This is a genomic window from Paenibacillus glycanilyticus (genome assembly GCF_051200795.1).
Classification (GTDB): domain Bacteria; phylum Bacillota; class Bacilli; order Paenibacillales; family Paenibacillaceae; genus Pristimantibacillus; species Pristimantibacillus glycanilyticus.
On the sequence record NZ_CP195155.1, the window covers coordinates 2,099,881 to 2,121,914 of the forward strand.

Below are 22,034 nucleotides of genomic sequence, written 5' to 3' on the forward strand. Positions count from 1 at the left end.
ACTAAAATGAATAGAATTCAAAACCAAGAACAATTTCAAGAGCTGATCAATCAAGATCAATATACCATCATGAAATTTGACGCTACATGGTGTCCCGATTGCAAAAACTTAGATCGTTTTATCGGTGATATTGTTAGTGAGCATAAGGATAAATCTTTTTTCGCCGTCGACTCTGAACAATTTGATATGCTTGCGAAAAAATATGATGTGCGTGGTATTCCAAGTTTACTTGTGTTCAAAAACGGTCAAAAATTGGATCATCTGCACAGCAAGTTCGCAAAAACACCGAATCAGAACAATACTCTATAGAATGCCGAATGAACAAATCGAGCCATTATTGACTAAATATCCGGAGCTTTCTCTACTATTCTTGTCCGAGATAAGTAGTCGATTGCGACTTCAGGATGAATTAGTTGAAAAGCTGGTTTTTAGAGATCTTCGAGGTAAAGTACTTTACTTTCTGAACAGACTTCCCAAAAATTCGGTGTTGAAGAAGGTGGATACCTAAAGATCGATATACCGCTAACCCATCGATAGTATCAAGCTTATGTAATCCACATTACTGCAGTGAAATTCATGCTGTTATATGATTACATTATCCAGTTAAGGACAATTGGATTATAAAATTAAACTTAAGGGAGCGAATATAAGATGGGAAAATTCGATGGTAAGGTAGCAGTCGTCACAGGAGGAACAAGTGGTATCGGTCTTGCGACTGCACAACGCTTTGTTGAGGAAGGTGCCCACGTATTCATTACTGGCCGTCGACAAAGCGAATTGGATGCGGCGGTGAAATTGATTGGGGAGAGAGTGACCGGCATTCAAGGTGATATTTCTAATCTTAGTGATTTGGACAAGCTTTTTGATGCAGTAAAGCAGGAGAAAGGTCACCTGGATTTTCTATTCGCAAACGCCGGGGTTGGTAGTATTCTGCCTTTGGGTCATATTACGGAAGAACAGTACCATCTGACCTTCGATGTTAATGTTAAGGGAACCTTGTTTACCATCCAAAAAGCACTGCCACTGTTTCCGAAGGGTGCAGGCTCAATTATCATAACAGGTTCTACAGCGGGCACGATCGGCGATGCGGGATTTAGCGTCTACGGAGGAACCAAAGCAGCTCTTCGCCAAATGGCGAGGAACTGGATCATGGACTTAAAAGACACCGGAATACGGTTAAATGTTCTGAGTCCTGGCTTTGTCCACACGCCTGCTTATGACGCTTTGTTTGGCGAAGCTCTGGATCAAGTCCTTGCTTCCGCCAAGGATAATGTTCCGATGAGCCGTGTAGGAAAGGCGGACGAGATCGCAAGCGCCGTCATGTTTCTGGCCTCTGAGGAAAGCAGCTATGTAAATGGAATCGAACTTTTCGTAGACGGCGGCATAGCTCAAATCTGATCTAATCATTTAAGTCGTTTATCCGAACATTATAATTAATATTAAATCAGGCAGAGAAGTTTATTTCTCTGCTTGATTTTTTTGCATGGATGTTGATCTTCCAGATATTATCCATAATTCTTAATGCGGAAGCTTAGGCATGAAGTCAATCCTAATGTATACCAATGTCAGCAGTATGAAACCGACGATATAACATTGGACACCATGGTCGTCAAACTAATTTCAGATCTTGGGTTGTGCAATTGATTTGGATATTATGTCCGTATATATCCGGAAGGAAATGAGAATTGTATAAATTGCATTGCAAGCTGCTCTCTTGAGCGTCACTGGCATCATTACAGGAGGAGATCTGATGAAGGTATTTCCGTTAATCAAAGAAAATTTCCAAGTGCAAATCGACCATGGGATTACACTGGTGGGCTTTTTTAAATCCGAATGTGAGACCTGCCAACAACAGCTTCCTATCTTAGAAGAGCTAGCCGATGAAGTAAAACATCAGGCAACACTTGTTCAAGTTGATATTGAACAAGAAGGAGAACTTGCCTCGACATATGGCGTAACGAACACTCCGACTTTCATGCTATTTAAGGACGGATACCAAGTAGAAACACTACATGGCTTTCAAAATAAAGAAAATCTGAAGCAGACCATCCTCCGATATTCAGCAATTGGAGATACGTGCTGATCTCATACTGGGGGGGAAAGAAGGGGAGAATGGTAAATGGAATCTTTGCATGCGTCAGCCAGCGCAAATTTTCAGGAGCTAAAGCGCCTTTATACCGGAAACGAACTATTCACGTTCCATAATATAGGTAAATCAGAAGCCTACGATGAGGCAGTTGTTATCTACCTGAATTCGCTCGTGGATGAAAAACGATTAAACCAGTTCATTATTCGAAAAATGAATATGGATTTACGTGAACACAGTGGACCCGCAGGAGAAGTCTTATTGAATTCGTTGCATACACTTGGCGAAGTCACCATTCTCAACGGAATCGAAGAAATTATAAACCATATTGCAGATGCCAATTTCGTATTGTTCATCGACGGTCATGTTGAGGCTTATGCCATGAAATTGCCGGGCTTCGAGACGAGGGCCATAGAGGAACCGCAGGTTGAACTTAACATTCGCGGCCCGCGCGAAGCCTTCACCGAGGACTTGCAAAAAAACTTGGGCATAGTGTTGCGGCGGATAAAGTCGCCGCAATTGAAAGCGAAATCGTATGTGATCGGGAAAGACAGCCAAACGAAAGTGATGCTTCTCTATCTTGCCGACAGAACCGATCCCCAAGTGTTGAACGAGCTCAGACAACGGATGGATGCCATTCAATTAGACGTGCTATCGGATAGCATGCAGATCGAAGAGTGGATCCAAGACAGCACGTTTTCGCCATTCCCGCAATTAATGAATACGGAAAGACCTGATCGGGTCGTCAAGGCGATGAGTAGGGGCAAGATTGTCATAATGACCGATGGTACGCCGAATGCTCTTATTGCCCCGAGCACGTTTTTTGAAATGCTTCATCCCAGCGAGGATCAATTTGAACGGTTTTACTTTGCCAATTTTTTACGTACGATCCGACTCATTACTATGATTGTTTCATTAATCGGTCCCTCATTCTACATAGCATTGACTACGTTCCATCTTGAGATGATTCCGACGCCTTTGTTAATGACGTTTCTATCTGCAAAGGCGGGGATTCCATTTCCTACCTTCATAGAAGCTTTGATCATGGAGGTCGCTTTCGAGGTGCTGCGGGAAGCGAGTATGCGTCTGCCTCGCATTATGGGACAATCCGTCAGTATCGTAGGAGCGCTAATCATCGGGGAAGCAGCCGTTCAATCCGGGATAGTTTCTCGTCCAATGGTAATTGTCGTTGCAATGACGGGAATTGCTTCCTTTACAATCCCTTACTACAGTACGGCTATCGCACTTCGCTTGTTGCGTTTTCCGTTAATGTTCCTGACGGCCTTTACGGGGATGTTCGGATTATCCATAGGAATGTTTATTGTCATTTTCCACGTTTGCTCCCTACGGTTTTGCGGCGTTCTGTATCTTGATCCGGTCGGTACAGAAGGTTATAAGCATTCAATAAAAAAAATCTTCTTGCCCCCAGTCCGTTACAGAGCAAGATTGAAACGCGAAAGGAGTGAAATCGATGTACCCAATAGACAATCTCATTATTTTCACGGGAAGGAATGGGATTAGTCCAAAAAGAGGAGTAGGCTTTTTTTTAGTTGCACTATGCTTGCTTTCGATAACAGGTTGCTCGCCGGACGTAAACGAAATCAGCGATATTGCTTTGGTTACAGCAGCTGCAATCGATTACGATGTCGAAACGAATAAATATTCGTTTAGCGCCTTTTGCGTCATGCCCTCAAATACAAGCCAGGAAAAGGCTTCGGCACTCACCCAGTGGGTTTCAAGCGCTACAGGTAAAACGCCATTAGATGCTGCAAGAAAAATGCGGTCACGAGTCGGAAAGAATTTAATCTTCCAGCATAATAAATTTTTTATTATCAGCGAGAGCGCGGCAAAACATTCTCTTTTTGAGGTGATGGACTACCTGTCGAGGAAAAGAGAATTTCGGCTTACGGCATATCCAATCATTGTGCCAGGGCAAGCATCCGATAAACTTAAGCTCGGTACGGAATCCGGTGATATGTTATCCAACGACTTGCTGGGTCAAGTCCGTAATAATAAGCTGTCCGGTCAAGATGTAGCGTTAACGATTAAAGATTTTGTGGATTTATTCGAGAATCCTACTCGGGGGTTCGTGGCAGGCAGAATAATGATGAAATCATCAGAGACAAATAATAAAGAGTTTCTCACAGTGACCGGGGGGGCAGTTATATACAAACAGAAATTTGCAGGATGGGTGGATGGTAACGACGTATTGATTCTTAATTCGTTATCGAAAAGGAAAGTATGGAAAGATATTGAGTTCAATGATGTCATTCATTCGAAGAACGGTTCGGTATTTTCAGCATTATTCCATGAAAAAGATTTGGACATCCATGGCGATATTCAGAATGGAAGACCCAAAATGAGTGTGTATCTTAAATACACTGCTTCTGTGGAGGATGTCAACAAAGATTCCGATGTCGGTGATGCGAGTGTTATTTCACAAATGGAACAAGCAGCCTCCAGTCATTTGGAGGAAAAAATAAATAAGAGTTTGGCGTTTTTTCAAAAAAAATTGAAAATAGACGTTCTTGGATTCTCCGATTATTACAGTCAGTATCACTCGAAAGCATGGAAAACAATGCAGAAGGATTGGGAGACTCTTTACCCCATGATTCCGATCCAAGTTCACGTCACCGTTCTGATTGAAAAATCCGGCATGACTACATACATAAAGGAGGAGTCGTAAATGTTTAATATAGCTATTTTTGTTGGCTCCCTTTGTTATGGCGTTGTATATTTTGTCCTGTTGCGCAAACGAGGAAAGCTATCCGATGCTGTGATTATGCTGCTTCTTTGCGGTTTCATTGCGGGTTATAACGCTCCATATATCGGGAAAAGGTGGCCAACGGTAGAAAAGCTGTACAACGGCTTATATACTCCGCTCTCCCGGTACATCTTCAGTCATCTATTGAGTTTTAATAATTGAAAAGGCGGTCAAATGATTGTGAAGGAGAAAATAACTCATCTTCAATTAGGGTTCCTACTATTCGGATTTATCGCCGGTTTCGAAAGCATGTTTTTAACCGAATCCAAGCTGATGAAACAGGATGTATGGATCGCGAACCTTTTCAATACTGCAGCCGGGCTTGCGTTGCTCTGGATTATTTCGTTTGTTCAACGTCAGTTTCCGAACCTTAATTTGACCGAGATTTGCGATAAGCTGCTGGGAAGATGGTTCAGCAAAATGCTGCTCTGCGTATATCTGCTCAATAACTTGGAAACCATATCGGGAGGTTTCAGGGCGGTATCCATGTTTTATACCACGGTAATTTTGCCAAATACGAGTTCGGATTATCTAATATTTTTGTACGCGGCATGTTCAACCTATGCTGTGTACATCGGCCTCGGCACTTTGGCGCGTACAAACCTGGTCATCTTACCGTTCTTTTTACTCGGTTTTCTTGTCACGTGCTTGTTTATCATTCCGGAAATCCAAACCAATCCTTTTCTACCTCAACTCAAGAGTTCGTTGCCGAATAGGTTGGTCGGAAGCATGCATTTGTTTACCTTTACATTCTCGCAAGTGATTACGTTTGGATTTCTTATGTCGCGCGTTGAAAATATGAAGAAAATTTTCCCTTCCTGCGCAATCGCAATATTGATGACAACTATTTATTTAATTATGATTTCTTATTTGACTTTAAGCTCGCTGGGATTTAACTATGTACAGACATCGACGTATCCGTTCTTTTCGACGATTCAAATGGTAAAGTTCGGAGAGTATCTAGAGCGGATTGAAGTTCTATTGGTGGGTCTGTGGACGGTCCTTACCTTGGTCTATGTGGCGGTCATGCAATATGTGTTTACGCTTGTAGCTGGCCATGTTTTCGGTATTTCAAAGATGAAACCTTTTGTGGTAGCAATGGGACTCCTATGCTTCGTACATACTTCAAAAAGCTATATTCGCACTGCGGATCACTTTACGTACGGCATAAAGATTTATCCGCTTTCCTCATTATTGCCCTGTATTGCCTTTCCGGTCTTGTTACTGGTTATGACATTGATTAAGAGGAGAAGAGAAGTGAAGTCCTTATGAAAAGTCTCCTTGCAAGCAAGGCGAAAAAGGGATGTCGATGGGTAGTATTCAATAATGACGGTTCGAAGTGCAAAGCCCCAGCAAGCCGGGGCTTGCAAAATTGCAAAATTGATCCAATCGTAAAAGCTTGGGACTCATTTCCCTTCTTTAATAATGGAAGAAGCCGCTACGACCACTAACAATCGGTGTCTCTCCACCTGCAAGCCAATTCGAGAAGGCTAAAGCGGCGGCATTAGCTACTTCAATATCTTGAGCACTTGTGCCTCCGCTTACACCAATGCCACCAATAACTTTTTTATCAACCACCAAGGGAACGCCTCCGCCTAATATGACAAGTTTACCTTGGTTCGTAGTATTAATGCCGAACGATGGAAAGCCAGGTTGAGCCGCTTGGGCTAGATTGGCTGTCGGCATCTGCATGGCAACGCTAGTCCAAGCCTTATTTTGTGAGATTTCGATTCCTGCAATTTTGGCACCATCCATGCGATGGAAAGCGATTAGATTCGCTCCTTCATCTACGACTGCAATATCGTTTGACAAGCCCAATTGTCGTGCTTTCTGTTCCGCGACAGCAATCAAATATTTTGCTGTTTCTAAGGTTAAGTTAAACATCAAATTCACTCCTCGGTATCTGGTGGCTCATGTATTGTATGGTCATTCCCCCAATACGGTGAACTCATGTTTTTGGATTATGAGTCATTTGCGATTGTGTTATTGGCATGCTTCGACATGAGTGGAACAGCGGCTTCAGACCGAACAATTTATGGGGATAATGTAATGCAACTTACAGAAAATTATATGGTACTTGTATTAAACTAAGTTGAAGCCGAGATTTGAAAAGCTTAATGGAGCAATTGGCTTAAATTGCTTCTTAAATAAAACGTAAGAAAGGGAATGAAAAACATGAATCAAGTCATAATTGAAAAACATATGTATTCGGTCTGGAGCGAAACAGACCGGGAAAAGAGAAGAGCAGCTATTGATGAAGTTTATGCGGAGAATTGCTTAATTTACGATCCGCTGTTTCAAGAGCCTTTCCAAGGGCACAGCAGGCTAATGGACTTAATCGATAACGTACAAAATCAATTTCCTGAATCCGTCTTTCGCATTGAATCTTACGATATACATCATCAAGCGGTTCGACTCCACTGGTCGTACGGTAAGCCCGAAGAATCTCCAACGGTAACAGGTGTAGACTTTATGCTCTTTGAAGGAGATAAAATTCAAACCATGTATATTTACATTGACCAACTGTCTTGATTAAACTGGCTTGATTGTAAGCGCAGGAAGCAATTTCCTTCGGTTGCTCATCCCGTTTAGTAATCTAGATTACGGTCGAAAAATTCATCTAGCGTTATGATTTCTTCATCCGGTAACGGAGCAACACCATAAAATAAAATTTCAAAGGAGCCACTATTATGAACCAAATAGAATTGCAACAAAGACGTATTGATTCGGCAGTTAATTACTTTCGATATGTTGAAGTCGGGGATCCACGCTTAATGGCACTTTTTAAAGATAATGCTACAATTTTTTTTCCGAAGGTAGGTATGGTACACGGCAAAGATGAAATTGGGCTTCTTGCTCAAGGATTTGGGGCTTTAGATGTCGCCTCTATGGAACACGACATCAAGAACTTTAATATTATGCCAAGCGGTGATTATGTAGTAATTGAGGGACAAGTAAAAGGTACCACAAATTCCGGCGAGGCTTTTCCAAGTAACGCGTATTCGCATGGCCGCTTCTGTAACGTTTTCGAATTTGACGGCGATCTCATTAAAGGGGTAAATGTGTACCAAGATCCTGATTTCAAGGGTGAGGATGCTCCGCGAGTAGAGTGGGCGAAAAAGGTTCAAGAATCCATTGCACAGCACAGAAACTCTCGCTAAGCGTGGTTTATGTTCCCGTCTGAACGTTTTAAGATTAAAGGAGATTAATAGATATGGGTATTTTTGATGGCCATATCGATTTTCTTTTCGCGAATGCAGGTTTGGGCTCGCTCGTTCCTCTTCACGAAATTACAGAGGAACATTACTACAAGACGTTTGATGTTAATGTAAAGGGAACCATTTTCACGGTGAAAAAAGCATTGCCGCTATTCCCGAACGAAGGAAGGGTACGCAAATTCGAGTAAATGTCATTCACCCAGGATTCATTAATACGCCTGCATATGAATATTTATTTGGTAAAGAAGCACTACCAGCGTTTTGCTCTAGGCATAGCGAGTTTTTAAAAGTAATCTAATAAATAGAATGTTTTCGTTAATTAAAAATCCCGATCAGCACTGCTGATCGGGATTTTATTGTGTTGAATTCATACTATTTAAGCTAAGGCAAACAATCCAAAAACACAACGGAGTATATGTTCGCCGTATCGTATCATTAACACGCGCATTGCGAAGGAATAGGAATTATGTTAAAACTATTTAAACTAGGAGTAGTAAATTTTCGTTAAACATTCGTTTCTCATCCTCGTTTCAGCACTTCTTCCCTAGATTTGAAAGCGCTTTTAAGGAGCCTGAGAGCAATGAACAATGATCTGACCGTATTGATTGCCGAAGATGAATTTTTAGTCAGAATCGGAATTAAAGTATCGATATCAAACTCCAGCCTGCCGTTTATAGTTATAGCGGATGCGCCTGATGGCACTTCAGCGTTTAATTTATATCTGGAGCATCGGCCCAATATCGTATTTACGGATATCCGAATGCCAAGAGGGGATGGAATCGAGCTTATTCGGAAAATACGGGAACAGGATGATGAATGTGAAATCGTAGTCATTTCATGCCTGGAAGATTTCGAGACGCTTAAGGAAGCAGCTAAGTACAACATCTTCTCCTACTTACTAAAGGCTACTATGACAGGCGCCGATGTGAAAAGCACGTTATCAAAACTTCATCAGAAGATTCTCGGCTCTGGTAAAAAGCTTGAGGCAATCAGAGAGAACTCACCGGAAAGTTTCGAGAATTTACTGCAAAAGTATGCGATAGACAGAAAGCTTGATTTCAAAGCCTTTATGGCTATGAAAAGCAAAATGGGCAATGTACAAGACTATGCGATACTGTTTGAGGTTATTCTTCCTTCCGAGGATAGGTTAGACATTTTGATACCGACCGTTATTGAAATATGCAAAGAACGATTCGACGGTATCGTTTGCTGCAGGACGGAAAACAGAATAATCTGCTTATATAAAAAAAGCAGCTCTCTGCACGAGGATATTAAAAACGTCTGGAAATATATCGAGAAGACATGTTCTGTCAGACTCGGTCTACTGGTAAAAACTTTTGATGACTTGTCGGAGCTTCCGGAGCTGATCGAATTATTCGAACAGACCATTTTGCGACAGCCATCAATCGCCGAGTGCATCTATTTTGACGATCTCAAGTATGGAAATTCCAGAAGAAGCCATGTTATCAGAAGCGAGATCAAATCGATCATTAAATATCTCGAAAGCAATTCCAGCAAAGATATAACCTTGAATGATGCGGCGTCAATGGTTGGATTGAGCACGAATTATTTTTCCAATCTCTTTTCGCAACAAACAGGAATCAGCTTCATCATGTATTTAAATCACCTCAGGCTTGAAAGTGCTAAGGAAAAGCTGGAGACTACCGATTTGCCGATTAGCGAGATTGCGCTCATTTGCGGTTTTAATGATGAAGCATATTTCAGCAGACTGTTTCGAGACAAGATCGGCATAAGTCCTACTAAATGGAGAAGAATGCAGTTTAAAACGGAGAAAAAGGGTTGAACATGAAGCGGCTAAAGTTACTATTCAGTCATATTCAATATAGGATGCTGCTGATCACGCTGCTTGTGATTACAATGTCGCTCACCATCGGATTTATGATCATTATTCAAGTCGTCACGGATATGATGCTGAAAGAAAACGAAAAATCGACAATTGCCGGCTTTTCAAAGATCGAAACAAGCATAGAGCTGCTCTTGAGCAATGCGCTCAGATTTTCAATGTCGGTGCAAAACATGGATTCTGTACAGGCATTTCTTCACAACAATGAACTTGGCGAAATCGAGAAAACACAGGGGAAGATCGAGCTCATAACCAAGTTGGACCAAATGCTCGCTTCGTATGATGCGATGAATTCCATAATCATTTTTAAGAAGAATGGGGAGATAGGCGGAACATCCAGCCCTCGGACATTCTTCTCCAGTCAAAGCAATCACCCGTTTTTCTCAACCCAAGAGTATGCTGAAGCGGTTCGGAATCCTTGGAAAATCGTTTGGTCTACCCAGTACCCGAGAACATTCTTCTCGCAGAGCGCCGCCGATGGCTCTCTTCAGTCCACTGATATATTCATTGCCGGCATTAGGTCATTGGAAAAGAATCGGAATTCAACCAATTTCGGAGATGTCCTGCTTGTATCGCTTAAAGAAAGCGTTCTGCGCCAATACTACGGGCAGCTTAGCGATGAACATGGCGAAATCGTGATGCTTGACGAGCAGGGCCGATTATTTTCAGGTACGAGACTTGAAGGGTTCGGCAAAGTTCCATACTATTTTGACAAAATCGACAAAACATCGAACGCAGGCAGCTTCGAGGTGTCTTCAAATCAGGAAAAGAATGAAATTGTATACTACCGTTTGAATAATACAGGCTGGTGGATGGTCAAATCCATGCCTGTCTCGTTTTATCAGCAGAATGTCGCCGTCATAAAGCCCATCATGATCCTGGTCGCAATCGGCGTAGCAATATTAATAGCGGTGCTATACACGGTAGGGTTTATGATTGTCACAAAGCCGCTCTATGCGCTTCTCAAGGTATTTCGAATCATCGGAAAAGGGAATTTAACGCAGAAAGCAAACCAGAATACCGGCATTTATGAGATTGATGTTATCGGATCTGCATTTAACAATATGCTTGACGACATTAATTCGCTTATTGATAAAAGCAAAATGATGGAGCGAGAAAAGCATAAGCTGGAGCTCGTTGCGCTTCAAAATCAAATTAAGCCGCACTTCTTTTATAATACGATCGTGTCCATAAGATGGATGGCGACGCTCTCCGGCTCGGACAATGTAGCCGATGCGCTTGTGGTGCTGATTAAACTTCTGCGGCCTGTATTCAGCTCGCAGCAGTTTCAATGGACGGTCGGCGAAGAGCTGCAATTCATCGAAAACTATCTTCAGCTTATGGAATTGAGATTTGGCCATCAGGTTAGGCACGTTGTCGAGTATGGAGACGGTGTTGATGCCGAGCAAGTTCAAACCGATCTTATACCGCGGTTTTCACTCCAGCCGATTATCGAAAACTGTTTTGAGCATGCCTTCATACCAAATCAAGAGATGGATATACGAATAAAAGTAACGGCGGATGGCAGCTTTTTAACGATTACCGTTTCGGATGACGGGGCAGGGATGAATCCTTTATTGGAAGAGGCTTATAATTATAAGTTTTCAAGGGAGATCATGAGCAGTGATGAGGATGGCCTCCACGAAACGCATATAGGTCTTCTCAATGTCAATAAAAGGCTCAAGCTAGCCGCTGGAAACGATTCGGGGATTGCAATCGAATCGACGGAAGGCCTTGGCACCCGCGTAATCATCAAAATTAATCGTAAAAAAATCCATGAATCTGTAAATAATGCAAAAACTCGATAAGAACGGTTATAGTGCCCGCTATAGCCGTTTTGTTATTGTTAAGTAGAAATTTGAACGAACTTAAACCATTCAACAAAAAGGGGCGAAAAAACGATGAAAGCAAGGAAATTATTCATTCCATTGATGGCCTTAACCGTATCTGGAATGCTATTGGCCGCTTGCAGTAATTCCCCAGGTTTAAATTCAGCAAATAACAGCGCAAGCTCGAACTCAAGCGAAGGCGCAAACCAAAATGAAAGCGCTAACCAGAGCGAAGGGAGCTCCGATCCCGTCAAGATCACCTTTGGCACACTGGGCGGGACCAATCCAATGGACGAAAAATGGTGGCCGGATGATGTGACCGCCGAAATCGAAAAAAAGCTCAACATCAAATTAACCTGGATTGTATATGACACCGATAAGCTGAACCTTGCTCTGGCAGGCAACGACCTTCCAGATATTATGAAAATCCCGGTAAGCTATGTTCAGCAGGTTCTGGATTCAAAGCTGGCCGTTCCTTTGGACGACTATCTGGATAAATACGGACAAAGCATCAATTCCTATACAACCAGAAACGACATCATCCGCAAGTTCTTGAGCAACGGTGACGGAAAGCTGTACTTCCGAACGCCTAACACTAGCACGGAAGGCGAGGATATCGGTGCTGAAGGTTGGGCGGGCTACGTCGTTCGCTGGGATCTTTACAAGCAGCTTGGAGCACCCAAGATTGCCAACGATGACGACTACGTGAAGGTTCTGAAGCAAATGAGGGATTTAAATCCTAAAACCGAGTCAGGCCAGAAGGTTTACGGCATCGGCATCCCGGGTGCGGACGGACTTTGGCAATGGAACATAGGGAAATTCGCATCTATGGGCTATGTGAACAACTCCACATGGGGCTACGCATCGAGCGTCAAGGACAACTCTCTTATTCAAAACTATTTGGACGTCGATAAGTCTCCTTTCTGGGCAGCGATGAAGATGTATAACAAGCTGAACCGCGAAGGGCTCATGGATCCGGACAGCTTCACGATGAAGTCCGAGGAGATGAACGAAAAAGCGGCAAGAGGCCAATACGTGGGCGCTAAGATTACATGGGATGTAGGCTCGTATAACGATGCGATGAAGCAAGCGGACCCGAACACAATCAATGGTTTCATGGCGATTCCTGCTGAGGGTCAGTACTCCTGGTATGGCGCACGCTCCATCGCCGGCTGGGGCGATAAAGAAATGTTCGTTACATCGACATCGAAAAACATTGAAAAAGCCGTGCAGCTGCTTGACTTCCTTGATAGCCCGGAAGGCAACCGTCTTCATTATTCCGGCGTTGAAGGCAAGCACTGGGAGAATAAAAACGGAGTTCCTACGCTTCTTCAAAGTACGATCGACCTGCGCAATACAGGCAGCCAAGAAGAATGGGCCAAGACAGGGATTGGAAGCATGTCGAATTTCATTGGTGCCGGAGGCAAATCCAAGGACCCGAATGGCTACCCGTATGATCTGTTTCAAACAAAGGAAGGACTAATCGCTTCCCTTTCGGCACTGCAAAAGGATTTTGCCAAGTTCTACAACGTGGAGTATCCTGGCGAGCTCCAGATGAAGATGGTTGAGGAAGGCAAGCATTTCGACCAAAGAAACTCCCTTGCGACCGCCATTAATATTGGTATCGGGGGCGTACCGTCCGACATTTCACGGATCGACGCCAAAATGGACGAAATTGCGACGAAGGCAATCCCAACGCTCATTCTTGCCAAGAATGACGAGGAGTTCAACGCTGCACGAGACAAATTTATCAAAAATATCAAAGCTGCAGGAGCAGATACGGCGTGGCAGTGGTGGGAAAAGCAATGGAATGCTTCAAGAGAGTACGTCATGTCTGTTGATAAAAAATAAGTACAGCAACAGATGATCGTTGAGAAAGTCGCAGAACGCGCGGCTTTCTCAATTCTATTACTGAAAGCTGGTGAAACATGAATTACCGAAATAAGGCCCGCTATAGCTTGCTGTATATGGCGCTTCCTTTGATGGCATTGGTGTTCCTTTTCAGCTACATGCCTTTGTTTGGCTGGATCTATGCCTTCTATGACTATAAGGCGGGGATTCCTCTCTTTCAAAACGAGTTCGTAGGCTTAAAGTTTTTCAAGTTAATCTTCTCAGACAAGGCGGATATGATCCGCGTCATGAAAAATACGCTTATTTTTGCGTTTATCGGTCTGGCGCTTTCTCCGCTGCCAATGGTTTTTGCCATACTGATGAACGAAATCCGAATCAAACGCTTTAAAAGCTTCATCCAAACAGCAACGACGCTGCCAAACTTCGTAAGCTGGATTATCGTGTACTCGCTCACGTTCATGATATTTTCCACAGAAGGCTTACTGAATCAGATTGGAGATTCGCTTGGATTACTGTCAAACCCGACTAATATTTTAACCAAAGGCGATGCCGTCTACTGGTTTCAGACTGCTCTTGGCGTCTGGAAAGGGCTTGGCTGGAGCGCAATCGTCTATGTCGCAAGCATTAGCTCAATCGACCAGGAGTTGTATGAGGCTGCCGTCATTGACGGTGCGGGAAGATTCAAATCGGCCATGCACATCACTTTGCCGAGCCTTGTGCCTACCTATCTTGTCTTATTGATTCTAAGCATCGGAAACTTCTTGAACGTGGGCTTGGAGCAATATTTGGTCTACAAGAATGCGTTAACTGCCGATAACATCGAGGTGCTTGATTTATACGTCTACCAGCTCGGAATAAACAACCACGACTATTCCTACGGCGTTGCAGTAGGGATATTGAAATCGGGCATCAGTATCATCCTTCTTGTCATTGCAAACGTCATTGCAAAGAGGGTCAGGGGCTCAAGTATCTTCTGAAAGCGGTGTGAGGAATGAAAATATACAGTCGTACTTTTGGCGGAGTTGTTTTCGATATATTCAACTATGTATTCTTTACGTTGCTAGTCGTCCTATGCTTGTACCCGTTCTGGTATATGTTTGTCTATTCCATTAGCGAACCTTCGCTTGCGGCAAAAGGAGTTACGCTGCTTCCCAGGGGGTTCACCTTGTTCAATTACAAGAAAGTTATGGAGCTGAAAGGGATTTACAATGCTTTCTTTATCTCGGTGATCCGAACGGTAATCGGTACGGCTTTAAGCGTTTTCCTAAATGCGCTGCTAGGGTATTTATTCTCGAGAACCGAAATGCCGGGAAGAAAAATATTATACCGTATGCTTTTGCTGACCATGTATATAAGCGGGGGCTTAATCCCTTACTATTTGATTATTAAGAATTACGGTCTGCTTAATAATTTCATGGTATATATAATTCCGGGGGCGATCGCTGCCTTCAACGTCATTCTCATCAAAACCTTCATCGAGTCGCTGCCCGATTCGCTGCAGGAATCCGCGATGCTCGATGGGGCCGGATATTTCACGATATTCACGAAAATTGTGATGCCGCTTTGCCTCCCGATTATTGCGACGATCGCCGTATTCTCGGCCGTAAGCAATTGGAACTCATGGTTTGACAATTACATGTTTATCAGCTCGGAAAAGTTGAATACGCTTCAGCTTACGCTTTACGAGTACCTTAACGAGGCGCAGACGCTTGCACGGCTTCTACAGGAAAGCGGCAATATCGAGGACTACAAGAAAACGATGCAGAGAAGCCTGACCCCGCGCGGCGTACAGATCACGATTACCATGATTACAACGATTCCGATTATGCTCGTATACCCGTACATGCAGCGATTCTTTATCAAAGGAATCATGGTTGGAGCCATTAAAGGTTAGCCTGGGAACAACTAATTTTGAGGAGGATGATTCATATGAGCAGCACGCTTCCGACTAAACAGCAGCTGGAGTTTTTGAATTGGGAAATCGGCGTTTTCTTCCATTTTGGCATCCGTACCTTCTATGAAGGACACCGGGACTGGGATGGGAAACCCATGCCTCTCGATGGATTCAACCCGACCATATTAGACTGCGAGAAATGGATTCAAACCGTAAAGGCAACTGGCGGGAAATATGCGATTTTAGTTTGCAAGCATCATGACGGGTTTGCAAACTGGCCGTCAAAATACACGGAATATGGCGTACACAATACTCCTTGGAAGGAAGGCAAGGGAGACGTTGTCCAGGAATTCGTGACAGCGTGCCGCAACCATGACATCAAAGTCGGTCTCTACTACTCGCCTGCCGAGATGGGCTATACGGAACGGTCCCCGAAGGAGCATGACGACTATTTCATCAACCAAATCGGTGAGCTTCTGACCCATTACGGGAAGATCGATTATCTCTGGTTTGACGGATGCGGCTCGGAGGGACATCAATACGATGAAGCAAGAATAATTAAGGCAATCCGGACGATGCAGCCGGAGATTCTGATCTTCAACATGTGGGATCCGGATGTGCGATGGGTTGGCAATGAAGGGGGAATCGCACATTTTAACAATTCAAATCTGGTGACCATGCTGGATATTTCCGTGATGACCGATGAGGTGAACAGCCTTTCCGAACAAAAATTTCTGCCCGCGGAATGCGATTTTATGATACGCGATAATTGGTTTTACAGTGAATACGACACGGACCATGTGAAAAGCCTTGAGGAGCTGATGGGTATCTATTATTACTCGGTCGGCAGAGGCGCCAACTTCCTGATCAATATCGGGCCGGACAGAAGAGGCCTGCTTCCGGAGGTGGATGCGTCAAGGCTAATCGAATTCGGCAACGAGGTTAGAAGAAAATTCGCAAATCCGATTGAAACGACGGTCGAGCTAACGGATAACGGTTTTTGTATCACGCTTGACAAGGCGAGGCTTATCAACCACGTCATTCTCAGAGAGGATCTGACGAAAGGCGAGCATATCGAGGAATTCGAGATTGCGGTTAAAGCGCCGGTACTCCATCAAAGTGCTGTCGTACATATCGGGAAAACGATTGGCCACAAGCGAATAATTCAGTTTCCTGTAGTCGAAGCCGCACAAGTTCTGATCCGTATTACAAAATGCTCGGGAGAATATGAATTGTTATTGCCGGAGGTATATTACTGCAACTGACAAAAACGACGGCGAGAATGGGTGCCCTATCCATAAGGCTGCAGCAGGTCAGAGAATCTGTTGCAGCCTTTGTTGTTGCTATCCGTTTGTGCGAAGGGCTAACAATTGTTTTAGATGATCATCGATAAATCGATTATCTTTATTGTTGATTCCGCGGCCGGCAAAATGGAATTAATTTCCCCTCTTTTGCCTATCTCGGGATCGCTGGCGGTTACAGCTTGCGTAATTCGCTTAATATATCTTCAGGCTCAAACCGCTTCATGAAGTCCGGGTTAACGTATGCCGAACGGATGAAGCCACTCTCGTCAATCATGAATGTCGAGGGCACTGGAAGAATCCAACGGCTTGTGGCGTTGTATTCAGCCAGATTGAGACCTAAGCCTTGCTGGAATATGTCCTGTACGTAGAAGGGCACGTCGTATAGGATACGATACCTCGCCGCAACCAAACCGTTTCGGTCACTTAGAACATGGAAACGCAGCTCTTCCTTTTCTATTTGGGACAGTGTGGCATCGGGGCTTTGCGGACTGATTGCGATCAGTTGAGCGCCAAGCTTTTCGATCTCGGGCAGCACTTGCTGATAAGACTTGAGCTGTCTGCTGCAGTAAGGGCACCAGCCTCCACGGTAAAAGGTTAATACGACAGGGCCTTTGGCCAGTTCATCGTATAAATGAACTGCCCGGCCGAGTGCATCCTGCAGGGTGAAATCCTTAGCCTTCTGTCCAACAGGAAGACCAAACGGGTCTGCCGATTCCTGTTGCTCCCGGATTAGCCGCGACAGAGCGGCCTGTGCTTCCATCGGCGTATGAGGGTCAAACGTCTTCTTCATCTGCGCTAGTTCTTCATTTAAGGTCATTGTCATTCTCCTCTTATTTTTATATTTTCATAAACCCAATAACCAGAAAAACGATGCCAATCGCGATGGATAGGTAACCGGCAACTTTCCTTACAGGACCGCCCCATCTTGCTAATTTGCTTAGAATGGAAATAGAAAAGACTGCTACGGCCAAGAGTATCACGCCTTTCCCTAACGAATAGGTTGTCATGAGCAACGCACCGTGCAGCGGACTCCCTTGAAGCGCGATATAACTAATCAGCGCAAAAAAGATGGGAATCGCACAAGGCGAAATAACAAGCCCGTAAGGAATTCCTAGCTTGAAAGCGGCCAAATGGTTTTGAGGGTGCTGTGGCCGGTTCAGCTTTTGAAACGCAGGCATTGCAAATGAAATGACACCAAGCAGCTGGAGCCCGGCAATTATGTCAAAGAGGGGCGGAACCCAGGTTAGCAAACGATATTTTTCAACAGCGGGCAGGAACTGGTGGCCGAGCAGTGCCATGATCAAACCAAACAATACCGAAGTGACAACCATACCCAAGATAAAGCTGACAGCGATCCGGATGGCTTTTCTTCTCTCTCCGGCAGCCCCTTTCTGTACATAACTTGCAAACATAGCAAGCACGGGTAAATAACAGGCCAATACCGCGCTTACGATTCCGACGATGAACACAAGAATGTAGGTAGAGGCGGAAATTCCGCCTGTAATCGTAAAATGATATAATTCTTCCATTTGTTTCTCCTTTTATCTAGTGGATTATTGATGAAGTAATTCATACACGCGTTCATGAAGCTTAGGCAGTGAGGGCAAAGTGGCAAATTCTGCTTTCCCATTGATAAGAATCGCTCCGGCACTGAAAATGTTCAGTTCCTGAAGACGCTCAAACTGATCAACCACATGCAGTTCCTGAATCTCGATTTGCGGAAACTCGGCCGCGACTTGCTTCACTGCCTTCATCGCTTTCTGACAAATGGAACACCCCGGTCCAGCTGTTACAACCTCGATTAACAATAGATCTCCTCCTTCTTTTCCTTTTTCATAAAAATCCGCCGTGCAAAAGGAAGATTTGATTTGATTATAAAGATCGCGCTGTTAAATCCTTGTTAAGTCACTGAAGCTTCAAAAGAGCGCCGGATTTTCCTCGTTTCGCAGAAAAATGTGTGATATCCTATTTTCATTGTCATGGAAGGAAGGAGTTGGTGATATGCGAATCCTCATTGTCGAAGATGAGGAGGATCTTTCACGCGCATTAGCCAAGGGTTTAAGGCGGGAAGGTTATGCGGTGGATATCGCCGTTGACGGGCTAACGGGGTGGGAGCTCGCGGATACCAATGATTATGACGTGATTCTCCTGGACATTAATCTTCCGGAGCTGGATGGGATTTCGCTTTGTCAACGAATTCGCCAGTCCTCGCAGTATAACGATGTTTTTATTCTCATGCTTACAGCCCGCAACCATCCGGATGAGGTGGAGGAAGGGCTTGATTCGGGTGCGGATGATTACCTCCGCAAACCGTTTATGTTCAATGAATTGCTTGCCCGCATCCGGGCGCTTCTTCGCCGGAGCACGTCCGTGAAAAGCCCCGTCCTGCGGTTCGAGCGGCTTACTCTTGATTCAAAGACAAAGGAAGTCTGGCTGGATAATGTGCTTATCCCATTAACGAAAAAAGAATTTGGTTTGCTAGAATATCTCATGCTCCATCCAGGCGAGGTCATTTCGTCGGAGAAGCTTCTCGAGCATGTTTGGGATATCTTCGCGGATCCTCTTTCTTCAACGGTGAGGGTTCACATTAATTCCTTGCGCAAAAAGCTCTCGACCCATGATCCGGAGGCAGGAGAACGATATATTCAGACTGTTCAAGGTTATGGGTATAAATGGGCTCAGAGCCTTGAAAAAGAGGAAACGACATGAAACCATGGAACCGGCTTTCACTGCGTGCAAGATTGACGCTGTTCGCTATTTTATTTTTGGGAATCTTGATCACTCTATATGTAGGGATAGATACTTTATTATCCGTTTACAAGTTTTTACCGGAGATGCAGGGGCGACTCCTAAGCTTGCTTGTCGTATTGGGAGGCATGGTTCTCAGCGCGCAATGGCTCGCAGTGATTATCCTGAAGCCCGTTAAAAGAATGAGTGAAACCGCGGCTGGAATAACGGCGGCTACCCTGCATCAACGGCTGGAGATTGACCAGCTTCATGATGAATTGAAGAAGCTAGGGATTGTATTCAATACGATGCTGGATGGGCTGGAACACTCTTTCACTCAACAAGCTCGCTTCGTTTCCGCGGCTGCGCATGAATTAAGAACACCGCTATCCATCCTTCGAACGAATCTGGAAGTGGCCGGAGACGGTGACAGCATTGATTCAAGCGAATGGAGAGATTATAGGGCGACAACAGAGCGGACGCTTGCGCGCCTGGAATCCTTAACGGAGGATTTATTGCTGTTGGCTGACGGTACTTACGACCGGGAAAATAACATGCACAAGGTTGCGGAGCTTGCTGACATTCTTGCGGACGCAACTTCCTTCATGCAACCGATGGCAGACAAATACGGGGTGACGCTTCATTTGGTAGAGCCCTGCGATGCCCTTGTTAAGGGGGAAGAAAGCTTCTTATTCCTGGTCTTTCGCAATCTGCTAGACAATGCGATACGGTACAATCGGCCAAATGGGAACGTTACGCTGCAGGTATCGCAGGAAGAGGGACGAATTGTGGTTCGGGTTACGGACACGGGAAAGGGGATACCCCTTTCATCAAAGGAACTGGTTTTCGAGCGGTTTTACCGGCTTGACTCCTCACGGGCACGTCGTCATGGCGGGGCTGGGCTAGGCTTGTCAATCGTTCGCCATTTGCTGGCAATCTCCCAGGGTACCGTTGAGCTCGAGTCGAGTTCCGAATCGGGCAGCGTGTTTAAGGTTACCTTGGTCCGGGGTTAAAAGGCAGACAAGTTACTTACGACAATTTTTGTTCAAGAGCAGGAACGAAAACCTCCATTCGGGCACGAGCATTCGTGTAGGATCGGAGGTTTTTTGGTTGAAGAGGCACTTTTAATTAAGAATATTTACAGGTTCGTTACAGGCGCGAAAAACGATCGAAATAATCTCTGTATATAATGAAACCAATGAATACATTCAAGCAAGGAGAGGATAAGATAAATCCACAGTTAGGACCAGTTGCCTTATAGTATAATTCAAGGAAGGATGTACGACGAGAATGACTACGGCTTCACAAACCCTGCAAAAAAGGGACAATATTCCTCAACTGCTGCTCGTACGGGCAATGGCTATCATAGGCGTCCTATCCGTCCATTCCACTTCGTTTGCCACCGTTGATATGGTGAATTCCAACTATTTTTTTCTTTATAACTTCTTCAATATTTTCATGAAGATCGGAACCACAACCTTTATCTTCCTGAGCAGCTTTGTCCTTTTCTACAATTACTATACCCGGCCGTTGGACAAGCGGCTGCTCGGAGGCTTCTATAAGAAACGGCTGTTGTACATTATTATTCCGTATTTGGTTTTCTCATTGTTTTATCTTGCGGTCTTGCATTTCCTCTATTATCCGGACCGCTCACTATCAACGGAAATCGAGAACTTTATCGATAAAGCACTTACCGGCAAAGCTTATACGCATTTATATTTCGTGTATATAAACATACAGTTCTATCTGATGTTTCCGTTGTTCCTGTGGCTGATGAAAAAATATCCGCGCACGATTAAATGGGCCATTCCCGCGGGGATTGCCATTCAATGGGCTTTTTTTATCATCAATAAGCATGTGCTTCCCGCTCCCGGCGTTCCTAACCGCGGCAGCTGGTCGTTCTCTTATTTCTCTTATTACTTGCTTGGCGCTGCTCTAGGCATCTATTACCCGAAAATCAAAGAATGGATTATTATTGCAAGAAATCATATTACTAACGCTCGCGTCGCAGCATGGGTTGCTCTTTGGGCATCATGGCTCGCGGCGGGCTTAGCCCATGTGTATTTGTATTACGAGACCCGGCTTCACCTGAAATCGTTCAACACTACATGGTTTGATCTGGTGTGGAATCTTCATGGGTTGCTGACGGCGCTGGTATTATTGCAATTAGCGTTTGTGATGTCGAAGAAGCTGCCGAAGGTCCTTACTAAGGTTACCTCGAGACTCGGCGCTTTATCGTTTGGCGTATACCTGATTCATCCGTTCTTCCTGCTTCTGTATCGGGAATACCCGCTTCTTACGGGTACGGCATGGCTGCTTCATCTTTGGTATCTCGGCGGCTTCGCGCTTGCCTTGATCGCATCCTGGATCGTCGTTGGTTTCTTCGCCCGTTATGTGCCATTTAACTGGATCGCTTTCGGCAATCTGCCCAAAACCGATAAACGGCCTTCTCGGTTGGTTACGCCGGCAAGACAACAAGAGATGTAATCCCTCCTTA

The 22,034-nt window shown here is 44.4% G+C and carries 22 protein-coding genes and 1 pseudogene; 18 read left to right on the forward strand and 5 right to left on the reverse strand.

All coding sequences use genetic code 11. The features are described 5' to 3' along the window. The first annotated feature begins 6 nt into the window (after positions 1-6). The 6 genes from ACR9FF_RS09420 (at position 7) to ACR9FF_RS09445 (ending at position 6,122) form a co-directional block, all read left to right on the forward strand. Positions 7-309 carry a thioredoxin family protein gene (locus ACR9FF_RS09420; protein ID WP_435172078.1) on the forward strand — a complete coding sequence of 101 codons (303 nt, stop codon included), beginning with the start codon at positions 7-9 and terminating at the stop codon, positions 307-309. A gap of 342 nt (positions 310-651) precedes the next feature. Then, the gene (locus ACR9FF_RS09425; protein ID WP_435170591.1) at positions 652-1,398 is read left to right on the forward strand and encodes an SDR family NAD(P)-dependent oxidoreductase; all 747 of its coding nucleotides are present in this window, start codon (positions 652-654) and stop codon (positions 1,396-1,398) included. Between the two features lie 352 nt (positions 1,399-1,750). Continuing rightward, on the forward strand, positions 1,751-2,083 hold the full coding sequence (locus tag ACR9FF_RS09430) for a thioredoxin family protein (protein WP_435170594.1): 333 nt from the start codon (positions 1,751-1,753) through the stop codon (positions 2,081-2,083). Between the two features lie 36 nt (positions 2,084-2,119). Then, positions 2,120-3,607 carry a spore germination protein gene (locus ACR9FF_RS09435; RefSeq protein ID WP_435170596.1) on the forward strand — a complete coding sequence of 496 codons (1,488 nt, stop codon included), beginning with the start codon at positions 2,120-2,122 and terminating at the stop codon, positions 3,605-3,607. After that, a complete protein-coding gene (locus ACR9FF_RS09440; RefSeq protein WP_435170598.1) occupies positions 3,558-4,772 on the forward strand; it encodes a Ger(x)C family spore germination protein in 1,215 nt (404 codons plus the stop codon). Before ACR9FF_RS09435 ends, ACR9FF_RS09440 begins: the two co-directional genes overlap by 50 nt. 258 nt (positions 4,773-5,030) lie before the next feature. Further along, positions 5,031-6,122 carry a GerAB/ArcD/ProY family transporter gene (locus ACR9FF_RS09445; protein WP_435170600.1) on the forward strand — a complete coding sequence of 364 codons (1,092 nt, stop codon included), beginning with the start codon at positions 5,031-5,033 and terminating at the stop codon, positions 6,120-6,122. Positions 6,123-6,269: 147 nt separating this feature from the next. On the opposite strand, the gene ACR9FF_RS09450 is transcribed toward ACR9FF_RS09445, so the two are convergent. Further along, positions 6,270-6,734, reverse strand: a complete 465-nt coding sequence (locus tag ACR9FF_RS09450; protein WP_435170602.1) for a GlcG/HbpS family heme-binding protein — start codon at positions 6,732-6,734, stop codon at positions 6,270-6,272. 291 nt (positions 6,735-7,025) lie between these two features. Here ACR9FF_RS09450 and ACR9FF_RS09455 point away from each other — a divergent pair, with 291 nt between their 5' ends. The 5 genes and pseudogenes from ACR9FF_RS09455 (at position 7,026) to ACR9FF_RS09475 (ending at position 11,740) form a co-directional block, all read left to right on the forward strand. Further along, the gene (locus tag ACR9FF_RS09455) at positions 7,026-7,382 is read left to right on the forward strand and encodes a nuclear transport factor 2 family protein (protein ID WP_435170604.1); all 357 of its coding nucleotides are present in this window, start codon (positions 7,026-7,028) and stop codon (positions 7,380-7,382) included. Between the two features lie 158 nt (positions 7,383-7,540). Then, positions 7,541-8,011: a nuclear transport factor 2 family protein gene (locus ACR9FF_RS09460; protein ID WP_435170606.1), complete on the forward strand. Its 471-nt coding sequence runs from the start codon at positions 7,541-7,543 to the stop codon at positions 8,009-8,011. A gap of 68 nt (positions 8,012-8,079) precedes the next feature. Continuing rightward, positions 8,080-8,309: pseudogene (locus tag ACR9FF_RS09465) on the forward strand (SDR family oxidoreductase); the annotation flags it as partial. Between the two features lie 339 nt (positions 8,310-8,648). Beyond that, positions 8,649-9,872 (forward strand): response regulator transcription factor, encoded by a 1,224-nt coding sequence (locus tag ACR9FF_RS09470; protein WP_435170608.1) that lies wholly within the window; start codon positions 8,649-8,651, stop codon positions 9,870-9,872. Positions 9,873-9,874: 2 nt separating this feature from the next. Next, on the forward strand, positions 9,875-11,740 hold the full coding sequence (locus tag ACR9FF_RS09475) for a sensor histidine kinase (protein WP_435170610.1): 1,866 nt from the start codon (positions 9,875-9,877) through the stop codon (positions 11,738-11,740). 38 nt (positions 11,741-11,778) lie between these two features. Here ACR9FF_RS09475 and ACR9FF_RS09480 read toward each other — a convergent pair whose 3' ends face one another. Next, positions 11,779-12,015 carry a hypothetical protein gene (locus ACR9FF_RS09480; protein ID WP_435170612.1) on the reverse strand — a complete coding sequence of 79 codons (237 nt, stop codon included), beginning with the start codon at positions 12,013-12,015 and terminating at the stop codon, positions 11,779-11,781. Between the two features lie 34 nt (positions 12,016-12,049). Here ACR9FF_RS09480 and ACR9FF_RS09485 point away from each other — a divergent pair, with 34 nt between their 5' ends. From ACR9FF_RS09485 to ACR9FF_RS09500, 4 genes are all read left to right on the forward strand, one after another. Beyond that, complete coding sequence (locus tag ACR9FF_RS09485; protein ID WP_435170614.1) at positions 12,050-13,612, forward strand: hypothetical protein; 1,563 nt, start codon at positions 12,050-12,052, stop codon at positions 13,610-13,612. Between the two features lie 77 nt (positions 13,613-13,689). Further along, entirely contained in the window at positions 13,690-14,589 is a 900-nt protein-coding gene (locus ACR9FF_RS09490) for an ABC transporter permease (protein ID WP_435170616.1), read from the forward strand. A 14-nt stretch (positions 14,590-14,603) separates the two neighbouring features. Further along, complete coding sequence (locus ACR9FF_RS09495) at positions 14,604-15,506, forward strand: carbohydrate ABC transporter permease (RefSeq protein ID WP_435170618.1); 903 nt, start codon at positions 14,604-14,606, stop codon at positions 15,504-15,506. Positions 15,507-15,541: 35 nt separating this feature from the next. Then, positions 15,542-16,771 (forward strand): alpha-L-fucosidase, encoded by a 1,230-nt coding sequence (locus ACR9FF_RS09500; protein WP_435170620.1) that lies wholly within the window; start codon positions 15,542-15,544, stop codon positions 16,769-16,771. 211 nt (positions 16,772-16,982) lie between these two features. Here the strand turns inward: ACR9FF_RS09500 and ACR9FF_RS09505 are convergent, their stop codons facing one another. Genes ACR9FF_RS09505 through ACR9FF_RS09515 form a run of 3 tightly spaced genes read right to left on the reverse strand, consistent with a single transcriptional unit; the run spans position 16,983 to position 18,618 of the window. Further along, positions 16,983-17,627 carry a peroxiredoxin-like family protein gene (locus tag ACR9FF_RS09505; RefSeq protein ID WP_435170622.1) on the reverse strand — a complete coding sequence of 215 codons (645 nt, stop codon included), beginning with the start codon at positions 17,625-17,627 and terminating at the stop codon, positions 16,983-16,985. 19 nt (positions 17,628-17,646) lie between these two features. Beyond that, positions 17,647-18,339 (reverse strand): cytochrome c biogenesis CcdA family protein, encoded by a 693-nt coding sequence (locus ACR9FF_RS09510; RefSeq protein WP_435170624.1) that lies wholly within the window; start codon positions 18,337-18,339, stop codon positions 17,647-17,649. A 24-nt stretch (positions 18,340-18,363) separates the two neighbouring features. After that, complete coding sequence (locus tag ACR9FF_RS09515) at positions 18,364-18,618, reverse strand: thioredoxin family protein (RefSeq protein ID WP_435170626.1); 255 nt, start codon at positions 18,616-18,618, stop codon at positions 18,364-18,366. A gap of 193 nt (positions 18,619-18,811) precedes the next feature. On the opposite strand from ACR9FF_RS09515, the gene ACR9FF_RS09520 reads away from it, so the two are divergent. The 3 genes from ACR9FF_RS09520 (at position 18,812) to ACR9FF_RS09530 (ending at position 22,024) form a co-directional block, all read left to right on the forward strand. Beyond that, positions 18,812-19,519, forward strand: coding sequence for a response regulator transcription factor (locus tag ACR9FF_RS09520; RefSeq protein WP_317979246.1), 708 nt, complete (start codon positions 18,812-18,814; stop codon positions 19,517-19,519). Continuing rightward, complete coding sequence (locus ACR9FF_RS09525) at positions 19,516-20,550, forward strand: sensor histidine kinase (RefSeq protein ID WP_435170628.1); 1,035 nt, start codon at positions 19,516-19,518, stop codon at positions 20,548-20,550. The genes ACR9FF_RS09520 and ACR9FF_RS09525 overlap by 4 nt, the downstream gene beginning before the upstream one ends. A gap of 277 nt (positions 20,551-20,827) precedes the next feature. Continuing rightward, positions 20,828-22,024, forward strand: coding sequence for an acyltransferase (locus tag ACR9FF_RS09530; RefSeq protein ID WP_435170630.1), 1,197 nt, complete (start codon positions 20,828-20,830; stop codon positions 22,022-22,024). The last annotated feature ends 10 nt before the right edge of the window (positions 22,025-22,034 follow it).

Excerpts from the sequence above, each read along its gene's own strand:
- ACR9FF_RS09420 (WP_435172078.1), top strand. The coding sequence starts at position 7 with ATGAATAGAATTCAAAACCAAGAACAATTTCAAGAGCTGATCAATCAA.
- ACR9FF_RS09425 (WP_435170591.1), top strand. The coding sequence starts at position 652 with ATGGGAAAATTCGATGGTAAGGTAGCAGTCGTCACAGGAGGAACAAGT.
- ACR9FF_RS09430 (WP_435170594.1), top strand. The coding sequence starts at position 1,751 with ATGAAGGTATTTCCGTTAATCAAAGAAAATTTCCAAGTGCAAATCGAC.
- ACR9FF_RS09435 (WP_435170596.1), top strand. The coding sequence starts at position 2,120 with ATGGAATCTTTGCATGCGTCAGCCAGCGCAAATTTTCAGGAGCTAAAG.
- ACR9FF_RS09440 (WP_435170598.1), top strand. The coding sequence starts at position 3,558 with ATGTACCCAATAGACAATCTCATTATTTTCACGGGAAGGAATGGGATT.
- ACR9FF_RS09450 (WP_435170602.1), bottom strand. The coding sequence starts at position 6,734 with ATGTTTAACTTAACCTTAGAAACAGCAAAATATTTGATTGCTGTCGCG.
- ACR9FF_RS09455 (WP_435170604.1), top strand. The coding sequence starts at position 7,026 with ATGAATCAAGTCATAATTGAAAAACATATGTATTCGGTCTGGAGCGAA.
- ACR9FF_RS09460 (WP_435170606.1), top strand. The coding sequence starts at position 7,541 with ATGAACCAAATAGAATTGCAACAAAGACGTATTGATTCGGCAGTTAAT.
- ACR9FF_RS09470 (WP_435170608.1), top strand. The coding sequence starts at position 8,649 with ATGAACAATGATCTGACCGTATTGATTGCCGAAGATGAATTTTTAGTC.
- ACR9FF_RS09475 (WP_435170610.1), top strand. The coding sequence starts at position 9,875 with ATGAAGCGGCTAAAGTTACTATTCAGTCATATTCAATATAGGATGCTG.
- ACR9FF_RS09485 (WP_435170614.1), top strand. The coding sequence starts at position 12,050 with ATGGACGAAAAATGGTGGCCGGATGATGTGACCGCCGAAATCGAAAAA.
- ACR9FF_RS09490 (WP_435170616.1), top strand. The coding sequence starts at position 13,690 with ATGAATTACCGAAATAAGGCCCGCTATAGCTTGCTGTATATGGCGCTT.
- ACR9FF_RS09495 (WP_435170618.1), top strand. The coding sequence starts at position 14,604 with ATGAAAATATACAGTCGTACTTTTGGCGGAGTTGTTTTCGATATATTC.
- ACR9FF_RS09500 (WP_435170620.1), top strand. The coding sequence starts at position 15,542 with ATGAGCAGCACGCTTCCGACTAAACAGCAGCTGGAGTTTTTGAATTGG.
- ACR9FF_RS09505 (WP_435170622.1), bottom strand. The coding sequence starts at position 17,627 with ATGACCTTAAATGAAGAACTAGCGCAGATGAAGAAGACGTTTGACCCT.
- ACR9FF_RS09510 (WP_435170624.1), bottom strand. The coding sequence starts at position 18,339 with ATGGAAGAATTATATCATTTTACGATTACAGGCGGAATTTCCGCCTCT.
- ACR9FF_RS09520 (WP_317979246.1), top strand. The coding sequence starts at position 18,812 with ATGCGAATCCTCATTGTCGAAGATGAGGAGGATCTTTCACGCGCATTA.
- ACR9FF_RS09525 (WP_435170628.1), top strand. The coding sequence starts at position 19,516 with ATGAAACCATGGAACCGGCTTTCACTGCGTGCAAGATTGACGCTGTTC.
- ACR9FF_RS09530 (WP_435170630.1), top strand. The coding sequence starts at position 20,828 with ATGACTACGGCTTCACAAACCCTGCAAAAAAGGGACAATATTCCTCAA.